This is a genomic window from Mycobacterium asiaticum (genome assembly GCF_001673315.1).
GTDB classification, from domain to species: Bacteria; Actinomycetota; Actinomycetes; order Mycobacteriales; family Mycobacteriaceae; genus Mycobacterium; species Mycobacterium asiaticum_B.
On record NZ_LZLQ01000152.1, the window covers coordinates 1 to 18,498 of the forward strand.

Genomic DNA, 18,498 nt, shown 5'->3' on the forward strand with positions numbered 1-18,498 from the left:
CCCACAATCAGCAACGACCCAGGGCCCAGACGTGGCCCCGAAACGCCGGATCTGACTCCGCACCCGTTGCCTACGCGGTAATTTACGTCCGCGTAGAGGTCATATCAGCACCCCGCACTCAGATTCATGCAAAATGCCGAACATTGTCATTTCTGCCCGCAGCATTGTGCAAAATGCACAATCGTCACAGCCCTGGCACCGCGACCCCAAATGTCATCCGGCACCACGCTATCGGTGGGCGGGTTGGCGGTTATTTGTGTCAGATTTGAATGATTGCGCGTATCACCTATATCGCAATTTTCGATATCCGAAATTCGAAATGAATCAATGCGCGGGCGGTAGTGCGCACGTGCCTCACACTGCTCGCAGTTCTGACTGCCTCACGCGCGATATTCCGCCGATTGGCGCTGGTTGCCCGAAAAGGTGCCCCTGCACTCGGCGACATCCAGCAGCCCGGACGATGTCCAACTGCGCGATCGACTCGATACCCTCGGCGATCACGTCGAAGCCCAGATCGGCACACAGCCCGATGACGGAGCGGTAGAGAGCCAAGTCGCGTACTGGATCGGCACCGACAGCCAGGCTGCGGTCCAGTTTCACCATCTGCACAGGCAGCGCGTGTAGGTACGTCAGCGAGTTGTACCCTGCGCCGAAATCATCCAGCGCCACCCGCACACCGATCTGATTGAGTCGAGCGATCTGCGCTGCCGCGTCGGCGAGGTCGACGATCGGAACCGTTTCGGTGACTTCTACGACCAGTCGGTTCGGCGCGATTCCGTGCCGGTTCAGGGTTCGTTGCACGTGCTCCTCGAAATCGGTGTTTCCCAGTCTCGCCGCACCGATGTTGACGTGGATGTCGATGTTCAACCCTGCGTCCGCGACGTCACGACACGCCAAATCCAGGACCATCGCATCCAATGCAGCCCCGAGCCCGGCCGCTTCGGCGGCCATGACGAACGTCTCGGGAGAGATGTGCATGCCGTTGGGCGCGGTCCACCTGGCCAACGCCTCTACGGCCAACAACGTCCCCTCCGGAAGCAAGACGACGGGCTGATAGTCGAGCCTGAACCCCGGGGGCACCCCGCCTGCTGCCTTGCGTAGCGCGGTCGGGAAGTCCACCCGGACACCCGTCAGCGGTTGATAGATCACCGCAGTGTCCTTGCCCAGCCGTTTGCCCGCGTACATCGAGATGTCTGCTTGCCGCAGCAGGTCGTCGGAGGTCTGAGGCCCGTCCTCACCCGCCGGCCGCACCACGCCCAGGCTGGCCCGGACCCGCACCGAGGAGCCTTGCAGCGGGAAGGGATCTCGAAGCGCCACTCGCAGACGATCACTCACCGTCTGCAGTTCCTCCCCCTCTTCGTGGATCAATATCGCGAACTCGTCGCCGCCGACCCGGGCCAGCGTGTCGTGATCTGTTACGCATCGCTTGAGTCGCTCGCCTACCGCGCAGAGCAGTTCGTCGCCGGCTGCATGGCCGAACCGGTCGTTGATCTCCTTGAAGTCGTCGAGGTCGACGAAGATCAGCACGAAGTCTCCGCATCGCATCGCCTCGTCGAGGCGACGGGCGAAAAGTAGCCGATTCGGCAGCCCAGTCAGCGCATCATGGTCCACCTGGTGCGCGAGTCGGCGTTGGGCAACATACAAGCGCTGAGTGAGCAGCCACTGGGCCCGCGTCGCGATCACCTGACGGATGGTCACCAGTAGCACCATCAGCACTGTCACGCAGACCGCGAACGCGTCCAGCCAGTGACCCACCAGCACTTGGTGGGCAAACAGTATGGCGATCCCGAGAGATCCGACATAGGGCAGCAGCAGCTGCGCCCAGTCGGTGCCGCGGCCGAGACGATCGGCATCCGCTGGCCGGGCCGGATATTCAAACATCGCGAACGCGATCATCAGCGGACCGAGGATCAGCCCGATGCCGCCCCAAAGGTCGCCGCCCTTGGCGCCGACTGAGTGGAAGTAGGCGATGAGCCTGTCCGAGGTCGCCATGAACACGATTCCGCCGGCCAGCAGTAGGTAGTTGAGCCGATACGGGCGGTCCAGGTCGTACACCATTGCCACCAGGACTATCGCGGCTACGATCGTCACTTCCGCCAGCGCAAAGACCAACTCGATAGCCGGTATGCCCGACCGGGGAAGGGACACCGACGATCCGGCACCGAATCCGCCCATCGTTGCCAGGACCAAAAATGACAGACCCGCCACAACTCCGTCGACGACACTGGTGACCGGGGGATGCCACAGCAATCCGTGCGGTCCGAATACCCGGCCGCTGGTCCGCACCAGCAGCACCACTCCTGCGAGGGCGAGCACCGGCAGCAACAGATGAGCTGCCACACCCGGGACGGTCGGGACGCCGTCCGCCCCGGTCCCACCGGTCCACCACAGCGTCTGCCCGAACAGCCATAGCGCGACGCCCAACGCGCAGATCAGTCGCCACGACCGCGACATGCCGCGTACCCGTCGCGCAGTGACCACACCGCAGATGATCGCCGCGAGCCCGGTGCACAGCTGCAGGATCGTCTCACCGCGATGGGCCACCTGCTGCCCCCACGGGGCCAGCGCGTTGACGGCAACCAACAGCGTCACAACGCCGAAGATGTAGACGCGCGGCCGTGAACGTTGGGTCGCCACCAGCTCCCTCCCCTGTGGCCGCGGCCCCTTGCCCGGGCGGCCCAAAGCCGGTGCCAACGCCACTGCGATCTTTGCCAGCGTGTCATCTATTTCCAGAGCACCGCAAGGCACCGGTAACTCGGCATTGACGGCACCGCCCCCCCGGGCGCACTGTGATAGACGTCATATGACCACAGGTCACCCGGGCAGGAGGCGCCGCTCATGACCACCAGGAACAAGTACACCGATGTGCCCGACCCGTACTCGTGGGAGGTCCCCAGCGCCGGCGACGCGCGATTCACCTGGGAGTACGACGACGGGCGCGCCCGGCTGCTCTCCCTGTATCAAAAAGGGAAGGATAAGCAGTGGGACGCTCAGTCGCGGATCGACTGGGCGCAAGACGTCGACCCGATGAACCCGGTCGGGCTGCCCGACGAGTTCCACCCGTTGTTCGGCAGTCCGATGTGGGACGCGGCGAACGAATCCCGACGCGCCGAGATGCGCCGGCACTTCCAAGCCTGGCAGTTCTCGCAGTTCCTGCACGGTGAGCAGGGAGCGATGGTGTGCTCGGCCAAGATCGTCGAGGTCGTTCCGGACCTGGACGCCAAGTTCTACGCGGCCACCCAGACCATGGACGAGGCCCGGCACGTCGAGACGTTCTCCCGGTTCCTGCAGGAGAAGGTCGGCCTGGTTTACCCGATCAACAAAAACCTGACCGCACTGTTGGATGACACCCTGCGCGACTCCCGCTGGGATATGCCCTACCTGGGTATGCAGGTCCTCATCGAAGGGCTCGCGCTCGCGGCCTTCGGGGTGCTGCGGGACATGGCTCCGCAGGAATCGCTGGCCAAGCAGTTGCTGGCCTACGTGATGCAGGATGAGGCCCGGCACGTCGCTTTCGGCCGAATCTCCCTGAAGGACTACTACGCCGCGCTCACCGAAGCCGAGCGAGACGAGCGGGAAGAGTTCGTCGTGGACGCCTGCTACCTGATGCGTGACCGCTTCCGCGGCGAGGAGGTCTTCGAGACCCTCGGCCTCGACGTCAAGGCATGCGCCGAGTGGGTCGACACGTCGCCGCTGATGATTCAGTTCCGTTCGCACCTGTTCAGCCGCATCGTGCCGATCGTCAAAGACATCGGATTGTGGGGCGACAAGGTGCAGAAGGCCTTCTCGGACATGGGTGTCCTTGACATGGCCGGTTTCAACATCGAGGCGCTGATGAAAGCGGACGAGGATCAGGCCGACGCGCTGGACAAGGCACACGCCGAGATGGCCGACCGGGCACTTGAAGTCGAGCAGGTAATAGCTGCCGGCGCGAGCTAAGCCGGCCGGTACCTTCCGTCTTCGGTGACGACGGCGGCGATCAGCCCGGCCGGTGTCACGTCGAAAGCCGGGTTGAACACGTCGGCATCGGGCGGGGCGATCCTGGTTCCCATGAACGTCCTGAGTTCGTCGGGCTCTCGTTCCTCGATGGCGATCTCGGCACCGGTGGCCAGCGAGCCGTCGACCGTTGACGATGGCGCAACGACGACGACTGGCACGCCGTGATGGTGCGCCGCGATCGCCAGGCCGTAGGTGCCGATCTTGTTGGCGACGTCGCCGTTGGCGGCAATCCGATCGGCGCCGACGAGTACGCAGTCGACGAGGCCGCGTGCCATTGCGGCCGCGGCGGCACCATCGGGTTGCACCCGGTAGGGCACCCCGGCCTGGGCCAATTCCCATGCCGTGAGCCGGGCGCCCTGCAACAGCGGACGAGTTTCGTCGACAAGCACCGATTCGACCAATCCGCGCTCGTGCAGGTGCCAGACGACGCCGAGCGCGCTACCCCAGGCCACGGTTGCCAGATGCCCCGCGTTGCAGTGGCTGAGCAGCCGTAGCGGGCGGCGGTCGCACAATCCGAGGACGATGTCGGCGGCGTGTGCCGAGGCGGCGCGGTTGAGGCGTTCGTCCTCGTCGAGGATTTCCAGTGCCTCGGCCAGTACGGCGTCGGCACCCTCGTCGAGCTTCTTCAGCGCACGTGCGACGCCCCAGCTCAGGTTGACGGCGGTCGGTCGCGCTTGGGCGACGCGCGCGGCCGAGACGCGCGGATCGCCGCCCTCGCGACTGGCGAGCACGACTCCGAGCGCACCTGCCGCGCCGAGCGCCGGAGCGCCGCGCACGGCCAGGCGGCGGATCGCGTCGATCAATTCGTCGACGGTGCGCAAACGCAGAATGCGGTAATCCGTCGGCAGCGCGGTCTGGTCGATGATGGTGACCGCGTCGCCGTCCCAGTCGATGGTCCTGCGCACGGGCCGACCTTAGCCCGGTGTCTGACCGGGCTTCACAGGTGACGGGCCGCGCCGCACCACCTGGTCAACGCCTCGGCCAACCCCTCGGCGGTGTCCTGACCTACCCACGCGACGTACCCGTCGGGACGCACCAGGACTGCGGTGGGCGCGACCACCTCGCCGAGCAGCGGCAGCTCCCACACTCCGTGGTGGGTCGCCGCCACGTGCCGGACACGGTCCCAGCCGTCGGAGACCAGCTTCGGCCCGCCGAACTCCAGCAGCACCGGTCGAGCCTGGTGCAACAGCTCGAACACCCGCATGCGGCCAGCCGCGGTGCCGATGTCGAGGTCCGGTATACGGCGCCCCACCAGCGGATGGCCCCCGCCCAGGTCGTAGGCAACGTCAAGACCGGTGACCAGTGCCGCGATCAGGGTGTTCGGGCCGTCGAAGGTGAGCACCTCGCCGAGCAGGTCGCGCAGTGCCTCCTGCCTGGGGTCGGCCTTTTGGAATAGCGACTGCGCCATCGTGTACTTCAAAGCCCGCGCCCCGACCGGATGCCGTTCCGCGTGGTAGGTGTCGAGCAGGTCGTCTGCGGAAATGCCGCGAACCACCTGCGCGAGCTTCCAGCCGAGGTTAACCGCGTCCTGCATACCCAAGCCGATACCGAGCCCACCCGACGGCGAATGGACGTGCGCCGCGTCGCCGGCCAAAAGCACCCGGCCTTGACGGTAAGACGCCGCCTGCCGCGTCGCGTCGGTGAACCGTGACAACCACGAGGGGCTGTGCACACCGAAGTCGGTGCCGAACACCTCGATCAACCCATGCCGCAGCTCATCGAGCGTGGGCTCGGTTGCTGGGCCCAACTGGGCTTCGGTCACCACCACCCGAACCGTGTCGTCCGTCATCCGGTGCAGCCCGTGGACCCCGCGCTCGTCGACTACCCCGGCCTGCGGCAACTCCTCGGTCACTTCGACCTCCGCGATGAGGCTGCTACGCGTCGCGTCCGGGCCGACGAATTCGATACCGGCCTCGCGGCGAACGATGCTGCGCCCACCGTCCGCACCCACCACATACCGGGCCCGCAGTGACTCGCCGGAGGCAAGCCGGACTTCGACGCCCTCGTCGCCCGGCGCAATGCCGACCACGTCGGTACCGCGACGGATCGCGACCCCCACCTCGTCGACCCACTCGAGCAACAACCGCTCGATATGGTTCTGGAACAACGCGAGTGTGTATGGATGACGTGTGGGCAGGCCGCTTAAGTCGAGCCTGGTGCTGCCGAAGGTGGCGGCATCCATCTTGGTGCCTTCGGCGAGGAACCTATCGGCGATTCCGCGCTGGTCGAGCAGTTCGATTGTGCGGGAGTGGATTCCGCCGCCGCGTGCACCCGCAAGGTGCTGCGACTCGCGTCGCTCGAGAACCACGACTTCCACTCCCGCCAACCGCAATTCACCGGCCAGCATCATCCCCGTCGGCCCGCAGCCCACGATCACCACGTCGTGCATATGGGAGTTCAATCCCCTTCGTCAGAGCTTGCCGGAAGCGAAGCCCGCAGCCTGATCCACCAACCCCGAGTCAATGTATGACGGCTGCAGATGCGACGGCCAGTTGGTGCCTTTGCCGCAGATGGGATCGCCGTTGGCACACTGGTCGATCGTCTTGCCGGCGAAGGCGGGCGGGATCGCCCGGGTGCCGTTGCCGAACAACGCGACCGCTGCGACGGTTCCCGGCGCCAGTCCGCTCCACATCGCGCGGTCGACCACTTCGGCGCCCAGGGAGTAGCCGCCAATCACTATGCGTGTGTTCGGGCAACTCTTCGCCATGGACTGGACATGCCCGTTGATGTCGCCCGCGCCGCCACCGGTGGTGATGTTGGCGGGGTAGTTGACCCCGTACACCCCGATCGACTTCCGCGTCTTGCCGCGCAGCGAGTTGACGAACGCGTCGCCGACTGCGCCCACGCCGGGAGGCTCCTCCCGCCCGCGAGCGAAGACCACCTCGGCGTCGGGGCACGCCGCCGAGGCCAGCGGAATCGTGGCGGGCGCAGCGACCGGGACGACAACGAAGGTAGCGGCGAGCAGGGCCGCGGCTGTCCGCTGTTGCGGCCGATGTGAACGGTGCATCGTCGTCTCCTTGGGGATCGGTTCGGTTGGCAGCGGTTGTCGCTCAGGCCGCGACCGGGACGAGCTCGCGGCTAACCGGGATCGTTGCCCCGCCCCGTGGCATGACCCTCATGAAGAGCCGTGCGACGAACGGCGCGGCCAGCAGCATGAGCACCACCCGAATGACCTGGGAGGCCATCACGAAAGTGACATTCGATCCCGAACCAGCGGCGGTGCCCAGCACCGCGTAGATGCCGCCGGGGCTGGTCGCAAGGTAGCCGTCGAGCATGCTCAGCTCGGCCACGTGGGACAGCACCACGCCAAGGCCGGCAGCCACGACGTTCAGCAGCATGATCAGCGCGAAAGCGCCGGGCAGGATCCGTCGGATCGCCCGCAGCGACTCTCGGTCGAACGCGATGAGCGTCTGCCAGACGATGAGCATGATGCCGGCCTCGACCAACAGCATCGGGACGGTGAGCCCCCTGGCCAGCCCGGAAAACTCCAGCACGATGGTGATGGCCATCGGAGCGATCAGTCCCGCTCCCGGCAGGCGAACATAGCGGCCGAGCGCCGCTCCGGCCAGCACCACAAGCGCGATCACGGGCAACGCGAAATACCAAGCGAGAGAATGCGTCTCACCGTGCTGCGCGGCATGCCCTGAGGAGGCGTGGAAGAAGACGGTCGCGACGACGGGCATGGCGGCGGTGATCAACGCAACGCGCAGGTACTGAACAGCAGCGACCACGCGGTCGTCACCGCCCAGGTCCCGGGCGATCGCAACAAGTCCGGACGAGCCGCCGGCCACTAACGCGAGCCCGCCGGTCAGCGGGCTGACGTCGCGGTGCAGACCCAGCAGCGCGCCGCCCGCGACGCTGACGATCAAGGTGCTCACCGCAATCGCGATGACAATCGGCCAGTGCGAGCCCAGAGCGGCGAACGAGATGTCGCGCACCATGAGCCCGGTGTACACGCCCAGCACGCCCTGTGCTGCCAGGCCCGCTCCCGGCACGGCCTTCGGCGCATACCGCGCCAGCGCCCAGGTGAACGCTCCGCAGGTGATCGCCGCGAAAGCAAGGTCGAGTGTGTTCATGGCGTAGAGGTTTCAGCAGCCGGCTTGGAAAATCCTTGATGCGCAGGCCGAGCCGCCCGCGACGCGGTGACCTGTGCCGACGTCGGTCTTTTCAGCGTGCCGAACGTGCGCAGATTGCCAGTCTCACCAGCGTGTCCCCGGACATCTGCGCACCCTCGCGACAGGGATGGGCGCGAAGGGCGCTCGAGGTGCGGCGGGCGCGACGGAAGTGGCCGGCTACCCACTCCGTCCGCCGAACGTGCGCAGATTGCCAGTCTCACCGGCGTGTCCCCGGACATCTGCGCACCCTCGCGACAGGGAAGGGCGCGAAGGGCGCGAAGGGCGCTAGGGGCGCGCGGGGTGCGACGGAAGAGGCGCAACGCGGGAGCGCGACGGGCAAGCCGGCCACACCTGCAGACATCTTTAGAAATTGCCAAGCAGCTCACTCCAAACTCATAGAAACGAACCTCAACCGACCAAAAGGGGGGACAGAAATGCTCACAACATCAACCAAGAAGCCAGAGCAGCCGGCACGGGACGACAGTGCGGTCGCCCGCCACGAGATCACCGGACCCACCGTCTGGGACCGCGACAGCCTGCACGCCTGGGACTACATGATGGCGGTCAACCCGCGTCAGGTGGCGGCGTGCCTGCGCATCCGCGAGGGGCTGCGTCGTCGCGGCCGCCGGCTGGAGACCATCGAGGCATCGGATTTCCAGGAGCCCGAGCTCGCTGAGATCGCCCATGGCATCCGGCACTGCCTGCGCCGGGGACCAGGATTTTGCGTGCTGCGCGGCCTACCCCTGCAGGACTGGACGGACGAGGAAGCGTCGATGCTCTACTGGGGCCTCGGCACCCATCTGGGTTCGCCGCAGCCGCAGAATCGGGACGGTGACCGCGTATACCTGGTTCAAGACACGGGCCAATCGGTCGCCGAGGCGCGCGGCTCGAAAACTAATTCGGAACTGATCTTCCACACCGACTCCGCATGCGCGTACGCGGGCAGCCGGCCCGACATCCTGGGCCTGCTGTGCCTGCGCAAAGCGGTGTCCGGCGGCGAGTCCGTCATGGTGAGCGGCCACACCGCGTACAACGTCCTGCTCGAATCGAACCCCGAGCTGGTGGAGGAACTCTACGGCCAGTTCTGCTTCGACCGCACGCACGAGACGCAACCAGGCGAAGACCCCATCACCTTCGGCTCGGTCTTCACCGACACCCAGGATGGTGTCCAGCTGCGCTACAACCGCCTGCACATCGAACTGGGCCACTACCGCGGCGGCCGTACCCTCACCGACCGCCAGCGTCGGGCGCTCGATGCGCTTGACCGGGTGCTGAACGACCCGGCCAACTACGTCGAATTCACCCTCGACGCCGGTGATGTGATCTTCGCCGACAACCATGCGACGCTGCACAATCGGCGCGGCTTCGTCGACGCACAGGACCCCGCGGAACGGCGTTGCCTGGTTCGGTTGTGGCTCGCGGCCGAGCAACGCAGCTGACCGACACCTGCCGCGATCGCAATTTAGAAAGTGCCAAGACCAGCCCGGCACACTCCTGACAACAGCGACGATCGCCGGGGAGGGCAACCGAGATGTTGAGCCGTTTGGCCGAATACACCGTGCGGCGACCCAAGGTGGTGCTGGCGGCGGTGCTGGCTCTGCTCGGCATCAGCATCGTGCTCGGTGGCTCGGTATCGGACAAGCTCGGCGTCGGGGGAAACACCGATCCCCGGTCGGAGTCCTCACAGGCCGACGAATTCCTGGATCAGCATTTCGGCACGACCGCCAACCTGGTCATCCAGCTCCTTCCGCGCCAGGGCACGTTGGACAGCCGCGATGTAGCGAGGGTCCAGGAACGTGTCCGCCAACTGATCAAGACCGAACCGGATGCCGAGCTCACCCGCTCCTTCGGCGACGAAGGCGCCACTGACCTGCACAGCAAGGACAACCGCTCCGGCCTGATGCTGGTACACGTCGGCGGAACCGCCGATCAAGCCTCCGAGACCGCCAAGCGGCTCATCGCTGGTCTGCCGAAAGACCCGGATGTCGCGGTGCGCGCGGGTGGTTCGCTGGGCGTGCAACAGGAGATCCGGGACAAGGTCAAACACGACCTCAAATTGAGCGAGAGCATCGCGGTGCCGATTTCGCTGGCGGTGCTGGTGGTCGTGTTCGGCGGACTCATCGCCGCAGCCCTGCCAGTGGTGGTCGGGGTCGTGTCGATCGTCTCGACGCTGTCGGTGTTGCTGCTGTTGACCACGATCACCGATGTCTCCGTGCACGCCCTGACGGTCACCACCGCGTTCGGCCTCGGGTTGTCCATCGACTTCGGCTTGCTGATGGTGTCCCGGTTCCGCGAGGAACTGGCCAACGGCAAGGACCATCACCGGGCCATCGTCGCCACGGTCAGCACCGCCGGCCGCACCATCCTGTTCAGCGCGGCGACCGTAACCCTGGCGATGACCAGCCTGCTGGTATTCCCCACCTATTTCCTGCGATCGGTCGGCCTCGCCGCCACCGCCACTGTGCTGCTGTCGGCGTTCAGCGCGATCATCGTCCTGCCCGCTCTGCTGGCACTGCTCGGCAAACGTGTCGACTCGCTTTCGGTGATCCGTCGCAAAGTCCCGCTATCGGCCGACTCGCTGTTCTGGCGACGATTCGCCGAAGTGGTGACCCGCCGGCCGCTGCTGTATGCCCTGCCGGTGGTCGCCGTGCTGCTGGGGCTGGGGATTCCCTTCCTCAACGCCCAGTACGCCACACCCGACGAGCGCGCCCTGCCAACCGAGTCGAATGCCCGTCTGGTCGCCGAATCACTGCAGCGGGACTTCCAGTTGGATCCTTCGCAGGCGATCACCATGGTCACCCGCGATGACGCCGACGCGCTCAGCAAGCTCGGCACCGAAGTATCAGCTATGAACGGCGTGATCCTGGTCAACGGCTCGACCGGCCGCTCTGAGCATGGCCAGCCGGTAGGTCCGGCGCCCGCGACCGCCACCGGTCCCGGCTATGCGTTCGTCTACCTGTCGGTTCAGGCGGACTCGGACACCGCACAGCATCTCGTGCGCGAAATCCGCGCCAAGATCACCGGCCACCAGGTCGAGGTGGGCGGTCCGACTGCCACCCTGATCGACAGTCGCGCCGCGATCGCCGACCGGCTGCCGCTGGCCATCGGCTTGATCGCCATCTCCACGTTCATCCTGCTGTTCTTGTTCACCGGCAGCGTCGTGGTGCCGATCAAGGCGCTCTCGCTGAATCTGCTGGTCTTGAGCGCGGTTCTCGGGGTAATGGTCTGGATCTTCCAGGAAGGGCACCTGGCCTCGCTGCTCGGTATCTCCCCAGCGCCGCTGAACCCGTCCATGGTCGTCTTGCTCTGCGCCATCGCGTTCAGCTTGTCCGTCGACTACGAGATCTTCCTGCTCAGCCGAATCAAAGAAGCCCGCGACTCGGGACTGTCCAACAACGCTGCGACCGTGATCGGGCTGGGCCGGGTGGGCCGGATCGTCACAAGCGCGGCACTGCTGCTGACAATCACGCTGATCTCGTTCGCCAACGGGCTGTCCTTCATGAAGATGTTCGGCATCGGCACGGCGCTGGCCGTCATCATCGACGCGACCATCATCCGCGGCGTCGTGGTACCCGCCTTCCTGCGGCTGGCGGGCGACCTCAACTGGTGGGCGCCGGCACCGCTGCGGTGGTTGCACTCGCGCATCGGTATCAGCGAAGCCCCATCGGAGGCTGTCGAACAGCCCGCCGCCGAGGCGCCGGCCCCCGCAGAGACGCCGCTGCCGCCGGTGGTGGCGACCGTGGAGCGGCCGATCGTCGCAACCCCGCCGCCGGCCGCCACGCTCCCCAGCGAGATCGAGGTCATCCCCGGCCAGCACCTGGTGGCCAATGTCAACGGCGCGGTGATCGTGGTGGCACACCGCGAGCGGGCACCGCTCTCGGGGCAGTCCGTCGCCGCGCAGCAGCTGGCCGCACTGGCCGAAATGGTTCGGCGCACCGACGCCCACCGATTGGTCAGCGCATTCAAACATGTTGCGCAAGAGACGACTTGGACCCGGACCCTGGTCGACGTCGGCATCGTCATGCCCACCCCGACCGGGCTGGAAGTGTTGCTGTGCGGCAGTGTCACGGTGGCCCTCGACGACGGTGTCGCACAGACCGTGCTGCACGGCCGTGGACGGTTGGTGCACCGGTCGGTGCCGACGCCGGCGGTTGCGGCGGTGATCACCGTCGACGAGGTGGGGCAGCGGCCGCGAGCGTCGGCGGAGGGCAATGGAGGCAACGGGGTGTACCGGCTCACCGGGGGAACCGTGCCGGGACAGGGCGCCGTCATCTGGTCGGCGCGGGCCGCATCGGTGCAGCCGCCAACGCCGGCGCAGCGGCCAGCACCGGCGCAGCGGCCAACGCCGGCGCAGCAGCCGACGCCGGTGCCGGCGCCCGCCCCCATCGAGCCCAAGCGCTGGCTCGTCCTGGACGACAATTCTCGTATCGAACTCGACCGGGACTGCGTGATCGGACGGGATCCGCGCGGGTCGGAGGCCGTGACGCGGGGACTGCGCCCGGTGTGCATTGACGATCACGCGGGTGCGATGTCCCGCGCCCACATCGAGGTCCGGATCGTCAAAGACGAGGTGATCGTTGTGGACCGCGACTCCACCAACGGAGTGTTCCTGCGCGAGCCGGCACACCCGGGTTGGACTCGCCTCACCTCGGGAGCGCCGGCGACCTGGCGTCCCGGCGGGTATGTCCGAATCGGCGGCCGGATCCTGCGGTTGCAGGTGCTGTCCGCACCGGGACCGCGGCGCGGGCCGCGGGCGGTGCCGCACGAGGTTCCGCGGCAGTGCCGGTCGTCAATCCTGAGCCGGACCGGCGACCACTTCAAAAGCTATGATTTACAACGCTTTTAACCACCCAGATTGCGCAAGGCCACGTCCAGCTCTTCAGCTCGCTCGGCCAGCTCGCGCTCGGACAGTTCGGCGTCATCCGCACGCACCACATCCTGGCGGGTCGCGATCTGCAGGGCGCCGCGATAGTCGGGTGACTCCAGCTGCGCCGGCGTGACGACTTCGACACGACCCTCGACGGCAACCAACACCGCATCCGCTGCGGAATCCACCAGCCGCCGCACGTCATCAGCCCCGATCGTCATCTCATCCCCTTCCGGTACTCCTGCTGCTATGCCCGCCGGCCGCAGAAATAACCATCCGAAACGCCGTCGCATGCCGCCTGGGAGTAGCGCGCTCGGGTGCGGCTAAGCTCGGTGAAAATCGAGATCGAAAGTTGTTTGATGCCAGAAAAGCAAAGTGAACCCGCCGGCTTGGAGCCGCATTTCGAAGATGTGCAGGCGCACTACGACCTGTCCGACGAATTTTTCAAGCTGTTTCTGGATCCGACGCGGACCTACAGTTGCGCCTACTTCGAGCGTGAGGACATGTCCCTCGAAGAGGCGCAGCTTGCCAAAGTCGACCTGTCACTCGGGAAGCTGGGGCTCGAACCGGGCATGACGCTGCTCGACATCGGCTGCGGCTGGGGCACCACCATCATCCGGGCGCTCGAGGAGTACGACGTCAACGTGGTCGGCCTGACGCTGAGCCGCAATCAGCAGGCGCACACTCAGCGCCGCCTCGATGCGCATCCCAGCTCACGCAACAAGCGGGTGCTGTTGCAAGGCTGGGAGCAGTTCGACGAAAAGGTGGACCGCATCGTTTCGATCGGCGCTTTCGAGCACTTCGGGCGGGACCGCTACACCGACTTCTTCGCAATGGCCCATCGGGCTCTTCCCGCAGACGGCGTCATGCTGCTGCACACCATCATCAAGCCCAGTGACGAGGAGTTCGCCGAACGCGGGCTGCCCATCACCATGACCAAGCTGCGGTTCATGAAATTCATCATGGACGAGATCTTCCCCGGCGGGGACCTGCCGCAGGTGAAGGGCGTGGTGGAGCACGCGGACCGCGCCGGTTTCAGCGTCGAGCGAATTCAGCAGTTGCGGCTGCACTACGCGCGCACCCTCGACACGTGGGCCGGCACCCTGGAAGGAAAACGCGACGAGGCCATTGCCATTCAGTCACAAGAGGTCTACGACCGGTACATGAAGTACCTGACCGGTTGCGCCGAGCTGTTCCGTGAGGGCTACACCGACGTCGCGCAGTTCACCCTCGCCAAATCCTGAGTTCTCCTTTCTGCCCGGTACAAAACGGGTGACATCGCCTACCGGATATTGCTGGTAGTCAAACGAAGTCGCTACACCGAGGGTGTTGTGACATGGGCCATAGGTGTTTTGGGCTTCCCGATGTGTGGAACTACTGGCGTGACATCAACTTGAAATCACTTCATGTTTGTGGCTAATGCCCAAAGGAGAGTCTTGAATGAGTGAGCACAACACGGCCAGTGAAGCGCGCAAAGGTCTGGTCGATGCCGTAAAGGGCAAGGCCAAAGAGGTCATCGGCGCCGTCACCGGTAACGATTCGTTGGCCGCGGAGGGCCAACTCGATCAGACGCAGGCGCAAGAACGCAAGGAAGCCAACACAATTCAGGCTGTCGCGGACGCGCAGACCGAGCAGGCCCGGGAGCAGGAAGCCGAAACCAGGCGGGCGGCCACCGAAGAGCGATTGGAGGCCAACGCAAAGGCGCAGGCCGCCGAAAACCAGATCGAAGCCCAACAGGCCGCGCAACAGCGGGCCGCCGAGGAAGCCGCCCAGCAGAGTGCCGCGGCCCAAAAAACGCAGGTCGAGGTCGAGGCCCAGCGGGCGGCTCAAGAGGCAAAAGCCGAGGAACGCGCAGAACTCCAGGATGCTGCGGAGGACGTGGTCGAGGCCGCCGCTGAACATCGAAGCGACGCCCAGGTGGCAGCGGTCGAAGAGGCCGAGGCCGACCGGCTGCGCAGCCAAGCCAAGAACCTGTCCGACAAAACCGACCCGTCCTGAGCGTCCCGAAAACATAGGAGCAAGACAATGTCATTGACGTCATTGACCAGCCTGCCCTTCGCAGTGCTGCGTTTCCAATACCAACTCGCCCGCTTTCCGTTACAGGTGATCCAGGACCGTGTCGTGACGCGCGCTCCGTCCGAAGCGCCGGCGCGGCTGTTCTACGAACGCGCGCTGGGCATGCTGGACAGCACCGTCGGCAGCGCGATCCACGACCCGGGACTGGTCGAGCGGGGTACCGCGCTCATCGAGCGCAGCGAGACTTTGGGCCGCGCCGCCCAACTCGATGCGCAGGCGCAGACCAGGAAGCAACAGGCCGAGGCGAAGCTCAAGCAGGCGCGCGACCAGGCGATCGAGGACCAGCAGGAAGCGCGCGCGGCAACCGAGCAACAGGTGAAGGAGGCCCGCGACGCCGCCGAGCAGCGCAAGCGCGAAGCAACCGAGTCGGCCCAGAAGCGCAGCGCCGCGGCCAAGGAGCGGGCCGAGGCTGTCGCTTCCAGCCGCAAGGAAGTTGCCGAGTCGGCGAAGCGCCGGGTGGAGGAGAAGACCGCTGCGGCCGAGAAGTCTGCGGCCAAGGCCGCCGACGCCAAGATCGACAACGCCGAAGACAAGCGCGATGCGGCACGAAGCAAGCGGGCCGAGGCGAACCGGCTGGACGATCTTGCCGACACCGAGAAGGAAAACCGGCAGGCGCAACGCGCCAATAGCGCCAATAACTGACCGACCACAACCGGGACCGCGGTCGCCGGGCTGGGGATCCTCCTCCTCGGCCCGGTGGCCGTTTCTACGTTCGGGGGCGGCCCGGTGGCCGTTTCTACGTTCGGGGGGCGGCCAGGTGGCCGTTTCACGTTCGGGGGCGGCCCGGCGGCTGTCACGTTCGGGCGACCTGCGTCGTCTAACGGACATGACGATAAGTTCAACCACTGCCGCACGGCTGTTCCTGGGGGCCGTCACGGCCCTCACCGGTATCTTCACGCTCGGAATTGGAATCTGGTGCTTGGTCGACCCCACCTCGTTCGCGAAGGTCGTCCAATTCCCCACGCACGCGCACTTTCTGCATGATGTCGGCGCATTCCAGCTGGGGCTGGGCGTCGCGCTGCTGCTGGCGCTGGTCTGGGCCGACGCGCTGGCCACCGCGCTCGCCGCGTTGATCGTCGCGAACACGGTGCACACCGTCAACCACCTGCTGGACCTGCGTTTGGGTGGTTCGGTCACCCAGGTGTGGATGCTCGGCGTGATGTCGGTGCTATTAGTGGCTGCGTTCGTATTGCGGCTGGGCCAAATCGACTACGTGCTGGGCACTGTCACTGCTGCCACCGACCCGAAACTGGTGCCTTTCGTGCGGCAGAAGACCGTCAACCTCACCACCTTTCGCAAGGACGGCACACCCGGCACCAGCCCAGTGAGCATCGTGGTGGACTGCGACCGCGCCTATTTCCGTAGCTTCGAGCGATCACTGAAAGTTCGCCGGTTGCAACGCAATCCGCGGGTGGAATTTGGCGCCGCCACCGCGAAAGGCAAACCTGCCGGACCCGTTCAACCGGGTGTGGTGCGGTTACTCGAGGGTGCGCAGGAGCGCGAGGCGGCAAGACTGCTGCGGCGGAAATATCCTGTCCTGCATGGTGTTCTGGTGCCGACGGCGCATCGGCTCATGCGCTCCAAGTTCGGCCGAACCGTTCACGCCGAATTGGTCCCGGCAGGCGCGGTCAGTGGTTACGAACGCATTCGTAAGTGAGCTTGACGTCAGAACCCAGGTTGACCACCTCGAACTGGTCGACCGTGATGCCGCTGAACGATTGGGCGTCGATGCCCAGATCAGCCCACTTTTTCGCGCTGGTGCGGTCGTCGGCGAACGTGAGGGGCACCTGACCTCCGTCGGACAACAGCATGCCGTACTTCTTCAATGCGGTGATGACGACCCGCTGAGGCGGGGAGAAGGCGGTTTCATCGAAGTCGGCACGTAGCCGGAAGTGCACCCCGTACGGCGGCGCGTTCGGTTCTGCGCTCTGCGGGCCGCCCGCGTGGGTGGCGGGTCGCACGTAGACGCCCTCCTTCATCCGATCATTGGGCAGGATGAAGCGGATAGCGTGATTGATTGCACCAGAAGCGACTTCGTCTGCGGTCGGCGTCATCGCGGCGATAGGAAAGCCGGCGGCGTCGGCGCTGGTGCACTGGTCGCCGCGCAGGCTTTCGGGGTATTTCTTGGCCAGGTCCCAGATGAAGAAACCTTCGGCCGCGATGTTCTGGCCGGTTTGGCCGCCGTGGTAGATCTCGTACAGCTTGTGCTGGTCGCGGTCCACGACGAGCAGATGGCAATCCGATTGGCCTTCGGTGGCGCCGGTGGTGTCACAGTTCAAATTCTGCGAGCCCTCGAAATGGGCGTTGGCCGGCACGGGCATCTGGGCCGGAACGGTGTCGCAGTCCGGCCCGCCGTAGCAGTACTCGCTAGTGCCGACCACCTGCATCCGGCGCGTGTTCCCGTCGGCATAGAAGATCGGGATGGAGAAGTCGATCTGAAAGGCTCCGGTTCCCCAACCACCGGCGGCGCTGAGTGCCTGGATGATCGCGTCGGACCTGGCCGCCTTGGCAACCCCAGCGACGGCGGCGGTCCACGGCACCGGGGTGGTGAACAAAGCTCCGGGCGTAGCCGGTGGGTTGGCACCCGAGGAGGCGCCGGCACCCTTGCTCGCGGCGGTGCCCTCGTTCGACGACGATTGGTGCGTCGATTTGCTGCAACCGGCCACCAGGATGACCGCCGCGCTCGCTACCGCCAGCGCCTTTGCCAGCTTCCGAAGTGACATTTGCCAAGGTTAGCCGTTCACAGGCGGCTTGTCTTTGTTTGCTACGACGGGCCGACGGGCGTGGTAGATCGAGATGGACCCCGAGACGGTACGGATCGCCGATGCCTCCGTGACCGCCACGAATCCCGCGCGGTCGATCAGCTCGGGCAGAATCCCGTCGGCGTTGGGTTGCGTGTCCTCCTTGCCGTCGGCAAATTGCACCAACCGAAACCCCGACCGCATGAGTAGCCCGCGCTGCAACCCGAAGTCGGCGATCACCAGATCACCGCCGGGCCGCAACAGCTGGAACATGTTGGCGATGATCGCTTCCTTCATCGGCACGGGGCACTGATGCAGCACCAGACTGGAGATCGCCTCGGTGGCGGTCCCGGGCCCGACGAGTTCCGCGGCCTTGTCCCCCATGCCCTGCACGAACTCGACTTCGACACCGGCTTTACGCACCTTCTGCCGGGCGATGGCCAGCACCTCCGGGTCGGGGTCCACGCCGATGACGCGCACGTCCGGCCGGCTGCGCTTGATCCTGATCGCCAATGATCCGGTGCCGCAACCGATATCGACGACGACGTCGGCGGCCTGCAACCCCAGCCGGGCGATGGCCGCCGAACGCCAGCGCTCCTCGCGCGTCATCAACGCTATGACTGCGTCGTAATACTTGGTGTACTTCGGGTTCCCGGCGGCCGGTGTGAAGGACTGCACTGACATGACTCCAAGTCGTACC

General features: G+C 65.8%; 15 protein-coding genes. 7 read left to right on the forward strand and 8 right to left on the reverse strand.

Features of this window, described 5'->3' with window-relative positions:
• Positions 1 to 354 precede the first annotated feature (354 nt).
• Entirely contained in the window at positions 355 to 2,637 is a 2,283-nt protein-coding gene (locus A5636_RS24595; protein ID WP_081287985.1) for a putative bifunctional diguanylate cyclase/phosphodiesterase, read from the reverse strand.
• Between the two features lie 201 nt (positions 2,638 to 2,838).
• Between A5636_RS24595 and A5636_RS24600 the strand changes: the two genes are divergently transcribed.
• Complete coding sequence (locus A5636_RS24600) at positions 2,839 to 3,939, forward strand: ferritin-like domain-containing protein (protein WP_065161260.1); 1,101 nt, start codon at positions 2,839 to 2,841, stop codon at positions 3,937 to 3,939.
• On the opposite strand, the gene mtnA is transcribed toward A5636_RS24600, so the two are convergent.
• From mtnA to A5636_RS24620, 4 genes are read right to left on the reverse strand one after another with little or no spacing between them, the layout of a single operon-like run.
• Complete coding sequence (mtnA, locus tag A5636_RS24605; RefSeq protein WP_065161261.1) at positions 3,936 to 4,904, reverse strand: S-methyl-5-thioribose-1-phosphate isomerase; 969 nt, start codon at positions 4,902 to 4,904, stop codon at positions 3,936 to 3,938. The two genes, A5636_RS24600 and mtnA, sit on opposite strands and share 4 nt — an antisense overlap.
• Positions 4,905 to 4,936: 32 nt before the next feature.
• Entirely contained in the window at positions 4,937 to 6,388 is a 1,452-nt protein-coding gene (locus A5636_RS24610; RefSeq protein ID WP_065161262.1) for an FAD-dependent monooxygenase, read from the reverse strand.
• 21 nt (positions 6,389 to 6,409) lie between these two features.
• Positions 6,410 to 7,006 (reverse strand): cutinase family protein, encoded by a 597-nt coding sequence (locus tag A5636_RS24615; protein ID WP_065161263.1) that lies wholly within the window; start codon positions 7,004 to 7,006, stop codon positions 6,410 to 6,412.
• 43 nt (positions 7,007 to 7,049) lie between these two features.
• Positions 7,050 to 8,075, reverse strand: coding sequence for an AbrB family transcriptional regulator (locus A5636_RS24620; protein ID WP_065161264.1), 1,026 nt, complete (start codon positions 8,073 to 8,075; stop codon positions 7,050 to 7,052).
• Positions 8,076 to 8,548: 473 nt separating this feature from the next.
• On the opposite strand from A5636_RS24620, the gene A5636_RS24625 reads away from it, so the two are divergent.
• Positions 8,549 to 9,553: a TauD/TfdA family dioxygenase gene (locus tag A5636_RS24625; protein WP_065161265.1), complete on the forward strand. Its 1,005-nt coding sequence runs from the start codon at positions 8,549 to 8,551 to the stop codon at positions 9,551 to 9,553.
• Positions 9,554 to 9,645: 92 nt separating this feature from the next.
• Positions 9,646 to 12,960: an MMPL family transporter gene (locus tag A5636_RS24630; protein WP_065161266.1), complete on the forward strand. Its 3,315-nt coding sequence runs from the start codon at positions 9,646 to 9,648 to the stop codon at positions 12,958 to 12,960.
• On the opposite strand, the gene A5636_RS24635 is transcribed toward A5636_RS24630, so the two are convergent.
• A complete protein-coding gene (locus A5636_RS24635; RefSeq protein WP_065161267.1) occupies positions 12,957 to 13,202 on the reverse strand; it encodes a hypothetical protein in 246 nt (81 codons plus the stop codon). The genes A5636_RS24630 and A5636_RS24635 overlap by 4 nt on opposite strands.
• 138 nt (positions 13,203 to 13,340) lie before the next feature.
• On the opposite strand from A5636_RS24635, the gene A5636_RS24640 reads away from it, so the two are divergent.
• From A5636_RS24640 to A5636_RS24655, 4 genes are all read left to right on the forward strand, one after another.
• On the forward strand, positions 13,341 to 14,225 hold the full coding sequence (locus A5636_RS24640) for a cyclopropane mycolic acid synthase family methyltransferase (protein ID WP_065161288.1): 885 nt from the start codon (positions 13,341 to 13,343) through the stop codon (positions 14,223 to 14,225).
• A gap of 196 nt (positions 14,226 to 14,421) precedes the next feature.
• Positions 14,422 to 14,979 carry a CsbD family protein gene (locus A5636_RS24645; protein ID WP_065161268.1) on the forward strand — a complete coding sequence of 186 codons (558 nt, stop codon included), beginning with the start codon at positions 14,422 to 14,424 and terminating at the stop codon, positions 14,977 to 14,979.
• 27 nt (positions 14,980 to 15,006) lie between these two features.
• Positions 15,007 to 15,699: an IF2 family translation initiation factor gene (locus tag A5636_RS24650; RefSeq protein WP_065161269.1), complete on the forward strand. Its 693-nt coding sequence runs from the start codon at positions 15,007 to 15,009 to the stop codon at positions 15,697 to 15,699.
• A gap of 184 nt (positions 15,700 to 15,883) precedes the next feature.
• Positions 15,884 to 16,714 carry a PPOX class F420-dependent oxidoreductase gene (locus A5636_RS24655; protein WP_065161270.1) on the forward strand — a complete coding sequence of 277 codons (831 nt, stop codon included), beginning with the start codon at positions 15,884 to 15,886 and terminating at the stop codon, positions 16,712 to 16,714.
• Here A5636_RS24655 and A5636_RS24660 read toward each other — a convergent pair.
• Both A5636_RS24660 and A5636_RS24665 read right to left on the reverse strand, forming a co-directional pair.
• The gene (locus A5636_RS24660) at positions 16,686 to 17,780 is read right to left on the reverse strand and encodes a hypothetical protein (protein WP_065161271.1); all 1,095 of its coding nucleotides are present in this window, start codon (positions 17,778 to 17,780) and stop codon (positions 16,686 to 16,688) included. The genes A5636_RS24655 and A5636_RS24660 overlap by 29 nt on opposite strands.
• Positions 17,781 to 17,789: 9 nt before the next feature.
• Positions 17,790 to 18,482, reverse strand: a complete 693-nt coding sequence (locus A5636_RS24665) for a class I SAM-dependent methyltransferase (protein WP_065161272.1) — start codon at positions 18,480 to 18,482, stop codon at positions 17,790 to 17,792.
• Positions 18,483 to 18,498: the final 16 nt, after the last annotated feature.